This is a genomic window from Paenibacillus sp. FSL M8-0212, from assembly GCF_038004645.1.
Lineage (GTDB): Bacteria > Bacillota > Bacilli > Paenibacillales > Paenibacillaceae > Paenibacillus.
On the sequence record NZ_JBBORP010000001.1, the window covers coordinates 6,427,846 to 6,439,763 of the forward strand.

Annotated in this window: 10 protein-coding genes and 1 pseudogene; 5 read left to right on the forward strand and 6 right to left on the reverse strand. The window is 42.9% G+C overall.

Annotated features, from left to right (window positions below; translation table 11 throughout):
- Window positions 1-17: 17 nt before the first annotated feature.
- The 4 genes from MKX68_RS27955 (at window position 18) to MKX68_RS27970 (ending at window position 2,996) form a co-directional block, all read left to right on the forward strand.
- Window positions 18-815 (forward strand): Nif3-like dinuclear metal center hexameric protein, encoded by a 798-nt coding sequence (locus tag MKX68_RS27955; protein WP_340915051.1) that lies wholly within the window; start codon window positions 18-20, stop codon window positions 813-815.
- Between the two features lie 519 nt (window positions 816-1,334).
- Window positions 1,335-1,760, forward strand: coding sequence for a DMT family transporter (locus MKX68_RS27960; protein ID WP_017688761.1), 426 nt, complete (start codon window positions 1,335-1,337; stop codon window positions 1,758-1,760).
- A gap of 34 nt (window positions 1,761-1,794) precedes the next feature.
- Window positions 1,795-2,493 carry a Crp/Fnr family transcriptional regulator gene (locus MKX68_RS27965; RefSeq protein ID WP_340915054.1) on the forward strand — a complete coding sequence of 233 codons (699 nt, stop codon included), beginning with the start codon at window positions 1,795-1,797 and terminating at the stop codon, window positions 2,491-2,493.
- Window positions 2,494-2,507: 14 nt separating this feature from the next.
- A complete protein-coding gene (locus MKX68_RS27970) occupies window positions 2,508-2,996 on the forward strand; it encodes a DMT family transporter (protein ID WP_062834134.1) in 489 nt (162 codons plus the stop codon).
- A gap of 86 nt (window positions 2,997-3,082) precedes the next feature.
- Here the strand turns inward: MKX68_RS27970 and MKX68_RS27975 are convergent.
- The 6 genes and pseudogenes from MKX68_RS27975 to MKX68_RS28000 form a co-directional block, all read right to left on the reverse strand.
- Window positions 3,083-3,193: pseudogene (locus MKX68_RS27975) on the reverse strand (YebC/PmpR family DNA-binding transcriptional regulator); the annotation flags it as partial.
- 257 nt (window positions 3,194-3,450) lie between these two features.
- Window positions 3,451-4,338 (reverse strand): hypothetical protein, encoded by an 888-nt coding sequence (locus MKX68_RS27980; RefSeq protein ID WP_340915059.1) that lies wholly within the window; start codon window positions 4,336-4,338, stop codon window positions 3,451-3,453.
- Between the two features lie 1,458 nt (window positions 4,339-5,796).
- Window positions 5,797-6,513, reverse strand: a complete 717-nt coding sequence (locus MKX68_RS27985) for a YebC/PmpR family DNA-binding transcriptional regulator (protein ID WP_036608916.1) — start codon at window positions 6,511-6,513, stop codon at window positions 5,797-5,799.
- Window positions 6,514-6,790: 277 nt separating this feature from the next.
- On the reverse strand, window positions 6,791-8,512 hold the full coding sequence (gene cysI, locus MKX68_RS27990; RefSeq protein ID WP_338594332.1) for an assimilatory sulfite reductase (NADPH) hemoprotein subunit: 1,722 nt from the start codon (window positions 8,510-8,512) through the stop codon (window positions 6,791-6,793).
- Window positions 8,513-8,565: 53 nt separating this feature from the next.
- Window positions 8,566-10,401, reverse strand: coding sequence for an assimilatory sulfite reductase (NADPH) flavoprotein subunit (locus MKX68_RS27995; protein ID WP_340915062.1), 1,836 nt, complete (start codon window positions 10,399-10,401; stop codon window positions 8,566-8,568).
- 219 nt (window positions 10,402-10,620) lie between these two features.
- Window positions 10,621-11,010: a winged helix-turn-helix transcriptional regulator gene (locus MKX68_RS28000; RefSeq protein WP_280523071.1), complete on the reverse strand. Its 390-nt coding sequence runs from the start codon at window positions 11,008-11,010 to the stop codon at window positions 10,621-10,623.
- A gap of 177 nt (window positions 11,011-11,187) precedes the next feature.
- Here MKX68_RS28000 and MKX68_RS28005 point away from each other — a divergent pair, with 177 nt between their 5' ends.
- A complete protein-coding gene (locus tag MKX68_RS28005) occupies window positions 11,188-11,748 on the forward strand; it encodes an NAD(P)H oxidoreductase (protein ID WP_036670680.1) in 561 nt (186 codons plus the stop codon).
- Window positions 11,749-11,918 lie beyond the last annotated feature (170 nt).

Genomic DNA, 11,918 nt, shown 5'->3' on the forward strand with positions numbered 1-11,918 from the left:
TTGGAGGAATGTATTCTATGGATCTTACAGTTCAAGACGTTGTACTTCATCTCTTAGATAACATTGCACTGCCGGAAAACACGGTGGATCAGCTCATTACCGGCTCACTTGATCGTAAGGTCACAGGTATTATCATCGCTTTTATGCCCACACAATATGTGATTGAACAAGCCATACAGCAAGGTGCTAACTTAATTATTGCGCATGAATCTCCGTTCTATAACCATCACAGTCATACAGATTGGCTTGCAAATGATTCGGTTTATATGGACAAAAGAAAGCTGATCAACGAAGCAGGCATTTCCATCTATCGATGTCATGATATCATCCACCGCTTCCAACCGGATGGCATTACCGAAGGACTGATTCAGGCCTTGGGGTGGTCCTCTTATGTGGAACAACGAATACCAGAAGCAGACATCCTTTCTTTTCCAGAAGGAAGCACCGTTGAAGCTATTGCTCGCCATATGAAAAGTTCCCTGGGCATCGACTATGTACGCGTTGCAGGCAATGCGGAAATAGTCTGTAGACGCGCAGCGGTTCTGGTAGGTTTTCGTGGTAATGGACATGTGACGATTCCCTTGATTCAGAACGAGCAAGTGGACCTCATCATTGCTGGAGAAGGATTCGAATGGGAGACACCGGAATATATCCGTGATGCTGTGCAACAGGGCAAATCCAAGGCACTGATCATGATGGGGCATGCAGAGAGCGAGGCTCCGGGAATGAAGCTATTAGCAGACAGGTTGGCAGAACGTTTTCCCGAATTGTCTGTTCGTTTTGTAGGCGAGAAGCCTTTGTATACTGTGATCTAATGATATGAATTTGATGTGTACCGAGAGGATCTAGCTGATTGGTTCTAATCTCATTGCCCAGCGTACCCCGGAGCTTGTATACCTTCAACGCTTCGGGGTCGAGTCGGCAGACTCTCTTTTCATTTCTTGGATAGCTAACGAACCTCATACACCCTATGTAGCAAATATTTGCCGATTATCAAAAATAACGAATCGTAGACACCCTATTCCTTCATCCCCTCCTGTTTTATAGCCACTTTCTACCCGAGTTAGCCCATTTAACGTTGCTGAGATTCCTTAGATTTCTCAATTCAATCGAATCAGTACAATAAGGTGTCACTGGTTCGTTAGATTATGATAAAAATTGAGTACTGAGCACATATGCCACGCATCTCTCTTTATACCCCATCTGGATTTTCGGGGTTCTTTATTGTACTCTAGATGCTGTGACTTCAAAGCTCAGGACATTTGTCCTTGGCGTTCAGAGTTAATTTGTCATTTAATAATAGAAGTCGAAGTGATTAAATAAGGAGCGTACATATGAGAGGAATTATTTTTGCACTACTGGGCGGCGCGTGTATCACGCTCCAAGGTGTTGCCAATACTCGGATTAGCACCGACATGGGCACATGGCAGGCCGCTACGATTACACAACTGACAGGATTCATATTAGCGGCGCTGATCCTAATGTTTGTTAGAGACACCAACCTTCAAGGACTCAAACAAGTAAAACCTATGTACCTGGCTGGAGGTGCTTTTGGTGCCGTCATTATTTTCAGCGAAGTGACAGCAATTCAGCAAATTGGGGTTACATTCACGATCTCGGCCTTGCTCATTGCACAGCTGTTCCTGACTTTTCTGGTGGATAGCAACGGATGGTTCGGCGTGGTAAAACAAAAGATGAAACTGCCGCAATTTCTAGGCATTGCCTTGATGATCACGGGCGTTATTATTATGAAACTGTAGCTTTTCGAGAATATCGTCGGGGGTGAACAACAGCGTGCAAGAAATCCATAACGAGCAACAATTAATACAATATCTGAAGCAATATCAACTCGAAACTGTATTTCACGAGCCCCTGCGTACACATATGACGTTATGCCACTTTGAGAAGTGTGAACTGATCTGTCGTGAAGGGGAAACTTCCGAATATTTGTACGTGCTAGTCGAAGGTAAAATCAAGATTTTCACCACCTCCGCACAGGACAAAACGCTGGTGCTTTGTTTCAAAACACCGCTTGAAGTTGTCGGTGACATAGAGTATGTCCGTGAAAGCGATATTGTTAATACGGTTCAGGCCGTGTCACCTGTGGTGATGCTTCGCATTCATTATCAATGGCTCGCTGAGCTTGCCAGCGATTATGCACCTTTACTTAAATTTTTGCTCAAAATCATCTCACACAAATTCTACATTGACTCGAACTTTTCCAATTTCAACCTGATGTATCCCGTTGAGGTTCGTCTAGCCAGCTACCTGCTCTCCATCTCAACAGAAGAAGCGGGTAACGTCGTTCATGAAGAGCTGGATGCGTTCAATCTGACCGACATCGCGAATCTGATCGGCACCAGTTACCGACACCTAAACCGGGTCATCCAGAAGCTCTGTGCAGACGGGTTAATTGAACGACATCAAGGATTGATTATGATCAAGGACCGGGCGGGTCTACGTGAAATAGCAGGTCACAACATTTATGAATAAGGAGTTCGACAACCATGTTAATCACAGGTATTTCGCTTGCGCTACTGGCAGGTGCACTTGTCAGTCTGCAAACGATTTTTAATAGCAAAGTTAATGAACGCACCGGTTCATGGTCCACAACAACGATGGTGCTTTTCACCGGATTCATTGCTTCGTTCCTCATCTCTCTGCTAGTGGAGGGCAAAAATACATTCAGCTTTCAGCATATGCAACCCTGGTATTGGCTCAGTGGAGCCATCGGCGTTGGTGTAGTCTTCTGTCTCGTGCAAGGCATGAAGTTACTTGGTCCCACGTATGCCATCTCGATCGTGCTGACATCCCAACTGAGCTTTGCTCTATTGTTTGATTCCATGGGGTGGCTCGGTCTGGAGCAAATTCCTTTTTCGTGGAATCAACTGCTCGGAGTACTTGTGATTGTAGGCGGAATTGTGTTATTCAAGTTCGGTGGGGGTAAATCGGAAAAATCAGAGCAGTCCCCTGGAACGTTGCAGTCTGACTCTTAAAAGAACAAAAAAAGAGTGTCCGTCCAATCCCGCAGATTGGTCAGACACTCTTTTTATGCAATCAAACCACGTATCGCCTCGTTCTCTTACACGAACTCTACGTTATGGTAAACTTGCTGAACATCTTCAAGATCCTCAAGCGCATCGATCAGTTTCTCGAACTGAGCTTGTGCATCCTCTGGAAGTTCAATATGGTTTAGATATATTTTAAACAAAAATTGACACTGGTATAATACCAGCGTCAATTTATAGACTAGATTTTTTCCTACTTTTTTCTCTTACGATCTGAAACCGAAAGTAAGATAAAGACAACTACAGCCACTAATGCGAAAAATAAATATTCTATCCAATTAAAATCATTAAGAGTATTTCTAAACAGATGATAGATAACAACGACTGCAAAACCTGTGATAAGAGCAACTAAAAGTTTTAAGATTTTTGGTCTCATTTGTTATTATTTATATCCTCTCAACCAGACTTCAGTAGTGATTGGACTCCCTTTAACATGTTTAGTTCTGGCACTGTCAGAATAGAATGTATGAATAGTCTTTTCTGCTACTTTCATTCTGAACATACCTGGCTCAGGTGGAACTACTGTTTTATAATATACTTTATCAGTATACCATAAATCTGGAATATTATCTTTAACAATCTCGCTAACTAAGTTAGTAACCGCTGTAGTGACAACTACACCGCCTATCCCTAAAGTACTGTAACTAACCAAACCAACCACAATATTTGTGACAAAAGAAATTGTATATTTAGTAACTTTAGTATTGTAAAAGAAATTACCATAGTGATTCCAATCTGAAATTGGAAGCCCGGATGGATTATCAGCAGCAGCAGTAATTGACATTCTTTCTTGAGGCTGATTATCTAATATTTCTACACCAGCAGGCTGGAAAGTCATATCAATTGTTTCATTGTATGAAGCCTTTCCGTTCTCTGGTGTGAAAGTTAGATCGATTTTTGTAGCAGATATGTTCTTAACATCCATTGTCGTGAACAACTCATAATCACCATTATCATTTTTCAAATAAATCTCACTGTGCAATTCCTTATAATCAGAGGACGAGTTCTCTACTGCTTTCCATTCCCTTCCTGCGCTTGTGTACGTATATTCAATATTTTGGTCACCATAGTTACCCTTAATAAAAGAAATATTATCTTTAGGTAATTCCATGACCTCCTCAATAGATTGACTATCAAGGTTAGAGAAGTCGACATTGTCCTGTGACACTGATTGAGAAGATATAGACTCAATTCCAGCAAAAACCTGACTACTGGTAGGCAATAATAAACTGGCAGCTAAAACTGCACAAGCGAACTTTTTATAATGCATATAAAATACCTCCAATTGTTTTTTAATACAAAAGGTAATTTATAGGATATATATGTAAATGTAAATGATATCAAGCTTTTTTAATAATAAAGTCCTATTAATGCGGAGATGATTCGACATAATATGTCTTTTTACTACATTTTCTTCAGAATATAAATTATAATTGTTATTTCCATTTTTTCTTTTGAATTAACATAGTGGATAAAGTTCGCTCAATATCTCTATAAAAATAATAATGTAATTGAATTCGTTCCTTTCTTGGAATGCTCTCTAACTGCTGTTTTTCATATGGTTGAAAGCCTCAGACAACTATTTGAACAAGCCATAAAAGACCACACTTAAGATGGTATGCTCACCTTTTAATTAAAATAACGGTTACTCCTCCAACAAGAATTCTTCCTAATGTCGTTTAACATATATAGGTTCTTTATTCCATTCCTTCCTGGTTAATTAAAGTTTCTTACCTATTTTTATCTTTGCCCTCTCCCCATAGATAGGTGCTTTGAAATATCTACAGGTTATATCTAATTAAATTCAGATAAATCTTTTTCATGTATACTGCTTTTAGAGATTACGAATTTATATCATATGGTATAAAACACAAGGAATGGGGGTAGATGGTTAATTCCTGAAACAAAGAATACGTCTTAGAAGAAAAGTCTACTAGATGTTTTCGATCATTAGGACCTATACCTAGTGATATATAAGAACAAACAAAGGTTAAAACATACGATCAAATTAGAAAAGCAGCCATCACTAAGCACTTTCAGGAACAGTATGAAAAACTTAATTCATCCAATGAGAAAAATAATGATTAATTGTAGTGATTTGTAATGTAATCTAGGATAAAGCTTACTTACCCATCCATACTCACTTTGAAGTTATTTCCTAAATAAACACCTCTGTTATCTGCCTTGAAGATGTTGTTTCCTGTTTCCTGATCCTATAGCAATCGTACAACCATATATATTAGGAGACTACGTCAATATATGTTGACTTAATGTAGTCTGGTACTACTGGAATGATTGATGTAGAACTCAAACAGTTCTTTCATTTTCAAGCTCATAAGATATGCTTTGATGTGAGAGGTGTTGATTTCTTCTATTTCAACAACTGAAAATTCATTACATAAATAATTCAGAAATACCCTATTGTTATTTCTATATCCTTTTATAGTGGGGATACTATGGTCCTTGATCTCCTAATCAAAAAGAAACTCTTTGTAAACATCTTCAAATAACATAAAAAACTCACTCCTTATATGGATTTTCCCATAAAAAAAGTGAGTTTTAATACTGCCCTTAGACATCTTAGATAGGAAAACGTATATCATCATAAAAATCACCAAGCGCTAACAGGTATACCCTCGCTGAGCTATAAAAATGATGAATTCTTAATATTTGTCCTACCCTGACAAGGCTACAATGATGCAATCAAACCACGTATCGCCTCGTTCTCTTAAACGAACTCTACGTTATGGTAGACCTGCTGAACATCTTCAAGGTCCTCCAGCGCGTCGATCAGTTTCTCGAACTGAGCTTGTGCATCCTCTGGAAGTTCAATATGGTTTTGAGCCAGCATCGTCAGCTCGGCTACCGTGAACTCAGTAATACCAGCAGCTTTGAATGCTTCTTGTACAGCGTGGAATTGATCCGGTTCTGCATATACAATTACAGCGTCGTCTTCGTCCACGATATCACGTACATCCACATCTGCTTCAAGCAAAAGTTCCAGTACTTCCTCGGAGTTTTTGCCTTCTATCCCGATAACCGCTGTTGGATCAAACATGTAAGCAACAGAACCGCTGACACCCATGTTACCAGCGTTTTTGTTAAACGCAGAGCGTACTTCCGGTGCTGTACGATTTACATTGTTGGTGAGTGCATCAACGATGACCATCGCACCATTCGGTCCGAAGCCTTCATAACGCAGCTCTTCATAGTTCTCATCCCCGCTGCCTTTAGCTTTTTCCATCGCACGATCAATAATGGCTTTGGGTACATTATACGTTTTGGCACGTTCCAGCACGACTTTCAGTGCACGGTTCGCTTCCGGGTCCGGTTCGCCCTTCTTGGCAGCTACATAGATCTCAACGCCGAATTTAGCGTAGACCCGGCTTGTGTTTGCATCTTTTGAAGCTTTTTTTTCCTTAATATTATTCCACTTACGACCCATATCGTTTCCGCTCACTTTCAACATGTAATCTGCTTTCTACTATGCCATTATATCTTGTTGAGCGTACTTCAACAAGTTAATACCCACGAAAATATGGGAGTAACTGCGGTGATTATCCATCTCCATTTGAAGATTAGCCTCAGTTTATCCTCTCACAAATCTCTCAGCAGCAACAAACGTTACCTCTATTCTCTCCATATATAACAAACAAGAAGCACCCCCTAAGGAATGCTTCCGTGCTAAATCAGTCCTAACTTCGTTCATCTGACCCGGTCCATTAAGCGTGGAATTGTCGACCATCCAACACTTCAGGAACATAGCCCGCACGAATGACAAAGTCTCCGAAATGTTCACCTTCATAGCGCTCTTTGGCATATTGGTTCACCATTGGAGTCAACGTGTCCAGAATCTCGGCTTCCCCAATGTTTTCTTTGTACAGCTTATTCAGACGATGTCCGGTGAAGCTGCCACCAAGATACATATTGTATTTCCCTGGTGCTTTACCGATAAATGAAATCTCCGCCAGCATTGGTCTTGCACATCCGTTCGGGCAACCCGTCATCCGAATGACAATCTCTTCGTCTCTCAGCCCGGCTTCGTCCAGTACAGGCTCCAGTTTGTCGATCAGGGACGGCAAGTAACGTTCGGACTCAGCCATCGCAAGACCGCAGGTTGGAAGCGCAACACAAGCCATGGAACTTCTACGCAGCGCAGAGTAATGTGCTCCATCCGTCAGGTTATACTGCTGAATGAGTGCTTCAATCTTTTTCTTTTTCTGGCTGCTGATATTACCGATGATCAGATTTTGATTGGCAGTCAGACGGAAATCACCCGTATGCACTTTGGCAATTTCACGTAGACCCGTCATGAGCGGATAGCCGTCTACATCTTTTACCCGGCCATTCTGAATGAACAGCGTGTAGTGCCATCTGCCATTATTACCTTTTACCCAACCATATCGATCTCCGTTTGTCTCGAAATGATACGGACGTGCCGCATCCAGTTTCCATCCCAGACGGGTGGTCAGCTCTTCGACAAACCACTCCACACCACGATCATCCAGCGTATATTTGAAACGAGCATGTTTACGAACTGCACGATCTCCATAGTCACGTTGAATCATAACTGTTTTCTCTGCAACATCAATCATTTGCTCCGGCGTACAGAAACCAATGACTTTGGACACCTGAGGATAGGTTTTGGCGTCACCATGAGACATTCCCATGCCGCCGCCAACGGAAACGTTGAAGCCTTGCAGTTTACCGTTCTCCACAATAGCAATAAAGCCAAGATCCTGTGAATAGACATCCACATCATTGGAAGGCGGTACAGCAATACCGATCTTGAACTTCCGTGGCAAATACACTTTGCCATAGATTGGTTCAACTTCTTCGTCGGAGTCCTGAGAATCAATCACTTTCTCGCCGTCCAGCCATAGCTCATGATAAGCCCGCGTACGAGGGTCCAGATGATTGCTCACCTGACATGCCCACTCATACACTTCAGCATGCACATCAGATTGATTCGGATTCGGGTTACACATCACGTTACGGTTTACGTCACCACATGCAGCCAGTGTGCTTAGCAACGAATCGTTCACTTCGCGAATGGTGTTCTTAAGATCCCACTTCAGTACACCATGCAGTTGGAAAGACTGACGTGTGGTCAGACGAATCGTCTCATTTGCATATTTATGTGCCACTCTGTCCATCATCAACCACTGCTCCGGGGTTACAATCCCACCGGAAGCACGCACACGCAACATGAATTGGTATGCAGGCTCCAGCTTGGATTTGTGACGCTCATTGCGCAGGTCACGGTCATCCTGCATATAACTGCCGTGGTGTTTCATCAGACGGTTGTCGTCCTCTGGAATAGCCCCCGTGATACGATCGGCCAACGTTTCGGTCAGACTTCCGCGCAAGTAATCACTTTTGATCTTTATATCTTCCACATCACTATTCGTGCGCTGTGGGTTAAGTAAGTTATTATAAACCATGCTGCTTTCTCCTCTCGTCTCTGCGGGATGGTGCAATCCGGCTGAGCCGGTTATTAATAGACGTCCCGCTGATAACGTTTCTCCTGCTGCAACCGTGTCAGATATTCCGATGCCTGCTCAGGCGATAAACCGCCTTCTTGTTCAAGAATCGTGGTGAGCGCAGCATGCACATCATGTGCCATTTTTTTCTCGTCACCACAGATATATACGCTTGCACCTTCCTGGAGCCACTGGTACAGTTCTTTGCTATGTTCCAGCATACGATGTTGTACATACACTTTCTGTTCCGTATCACGTGAGAAGGCTACATCCATCTTCGTGAGTACACCATCTTTGAGCCAACGTTGCCATTCCGTCTGGTACAAGAAATCGGTGGAGAAATGCTGATCTCCGTAGAACAGCCATGTCTTGCCCTCTGCTCCTGTTTCTTCACGCTCACCAAGAAAAGATCTGAACGGCGCTACACCAGTACCTGGGCCAACCATGATAATCGGTGTATCCGGATTCTCAGGAAGCTTGAAATTCGGGTTATGCTGTATATATACAGGCAGGGTGTCCCCAGCTTCGATTCGTTCAGCCAGATGTACCGAGCATACACCGTAACGTTCTCTGCCACGCGCTTCATAACGTACCGTACGAACGGTAAGATGAACTTCATCTGGGAAAGACTTCGAACTACTCGCTATAGAATACAGACGTGCCGGAATTTTGCGAAGAACAGCTACGAATTCTGCAGCAGGAATACCTTTCAGATTATAATCCTGAACCAGATCAAGCAGATCACAGCTATTCATGACTGTACGGAATTCGGAATCATCTGCAAGTAACGCCGTCAGTCCACTCCCAGGATTCAGTTTCGCAAGTTGTTCTACCACCGGTTTCGTCACCGCTGTAATTTCAAAATAACGCAGCAACGCTTCGTGCACAGATGCCTGATCCCCGTTTTTATTCACGGTCACGCGCTCATCGGCACTCCATCCCATGGCTGCAATCAATTCATCAACAAGGCGCGGGTGATTCTCAGGGAATACCCCAAGGCTGTCACCAGGCTCGTAATCCAGGCTGGAGCCTTCCAAAGACAACTCAATATGGCGTGTTTCACGGTCCGATCCTCTGCCATTCAGATTGAGATTCTCCAACACTTCAGCTTTGAATGGGTTCGTGCGATCATATTCGGATTCCCCGCCGCTCACCGCAGCTGTGACAGCCTCAGTGGTTACCGTACTCGCACCAGCAGATGTACTGCTTAAGGATGCCAGTACTTCATTCATCCACTCCGCAGCTGATTCATCAAAATCAACATCACAGTCCACGCGTGGTACAAGGGCTGTACCACCCAACTCCTGCAATCGTTTATCGAAGTCCTTACCTGTCTGACAAAAGAACTCATAGGAGGTATCTCCCAGAGCCAACACCGAGTAACGAAGTCCTTCAAGCTTCGGAGCCCGTTTGCTGTTCAGGAATTCATGCAGCGGAATCGCATTATCTGGTGGTTCGCCCTCGCCATGCGTACTGACGATAATGAGGAGATTTTCAATTTTCTTGAGTCCGTTCGGTTTGAAATCTCCCATCGATGACAACGTTACCTGAAGACCCTGCTCTTCAAGTTTCTTGGCCAGCTTTTTCGATAGGCCGCTGGAATTCCCGGTTTGTGAACCGAAGAGCACGGTAACTTCCCGGGATACGGGCGGAGCACTGACAGGTGCAACACCTGTAGTTGGTGCAGCCTGCACCAGGTTAGCTGGAGCCGCTATTGTTGCGCTTGCCTGAATTGCTGCAATATATCCGCTCAACCAAGTCCGTTGTCCATCGGTCAATGTAGGAATAAGACGATTAAGCAGTTCAACTTGTTCTTGATTAAAAGGGCTGTTTGTCACTTGAAGTTCCACTGTTTGCCACCTCGCGCATTGCTTCGATTTTAATTCCGACTAAAATCATCACATTAATTTAATTTCTTCTCTCTAAAACCTAACACACCGGGTGTTGAGGGTCAATTTCAATGATTTTATAGCATTTATCAGTTTCGCTGATAAAGGACAAAAAACAACATATACCCTCCTTTTTACATCAAGGACGGTTTTTGTTTTATTTTTAATTCGGCGGCCAGCTCAAGTTGAAGTTGAAAGTGGAATATAGTCACTAAAATGATCTCCTAGCACTCTGCTTTTATCTCCGTATACTCTGTCCAAGTGATTCTCTCCCCATAGACATATGCGGTCAATGATGTCCTGTAGAGTCAAGCCGTACTCTGTCAGCTCATACTCTACCTTGGGCGGAATCTGAGGATGAATGATCCGATGGATGATTTCATTCTTTTCCAGTTCACGCAGCTGTTGGGTTAGGACCTTCTGGGTAATGCCAGGAATGGCTCTGCGAAGTTCGCTTGTTCGTTTTTTACCTGATATCAGCTGATGCAGAATAAGAATCCTCCATTTTCCACCGACCAGTTCCAGCATCGCCTGCACGCCACTCTCATATTTTTTCATTTCTTGTTCCACTTGTACTCCCCCATAATTCACATATATGTATATCCGTTATTAAAAGTAACCGAAGAACCCCAAAGTATCTACAGCACTCTCAGGTGCGTACTTCTCAAGAAGATGTCATGAAACTTATAATAACATTGGTCAGAATGTTTAACCAAAATAAAAAGAAAAAAGGATGGTTACTCCTACATGAAAGTTAAACTGGTCGTTACTCACCCAAGACAGGATTCCCTAACATTTGCCGTGATGAATCGTTTTATAGAAGGTATGCAGGAGAATTCCCATGAAATCGATATCCTCGATCTGTATCATGACGGATTCGATCCCCTATATCGTGTAGAAGATGAGCGAGACTGGCAAAATCCCGATAAACAGCATGCCCCTGTGATTCGCAAAGAGCTGGATCGTGTACTTGCGGCTGATGCCATTGTATTTGTTTTCCCGATCTGGTGGTACAACGTTCCCTCCATGCTCAAAGCTTATCTGGACAAGGTATGGAACATGGGGCTGCTGAACAAGGCAAACTCCAAAAAGGCACTGTGGATTGCACTAGCCGGAGGGACAGAGGCTTCATTCCATAAATACGACTATTACAACATGATTTCCAATTACCTGAATAATGGGATCGCAGGTTATGCGAGAATGCAGGAATCCCGAGTTGAATTCCTCTATGAAACCATTTCAGAATCCAAAGAACATATCGAAAGCTTGCTGGAGCAAGCATACCAAATCGGCAAACATTACAATTAACAAATCGCAGACATTACAGATAATAATTCGTAGACATTACAGATAACAACTGTAAAACGACATTAAACTACTCGTTCGTTGAGTAAATTACTTATCGCCCATGGCTGGCGCATAATTAAGAAGGCTTACTCCAACCTGGGCTCCAGGTCAAAGTAAGCCTTCTTTTTCAC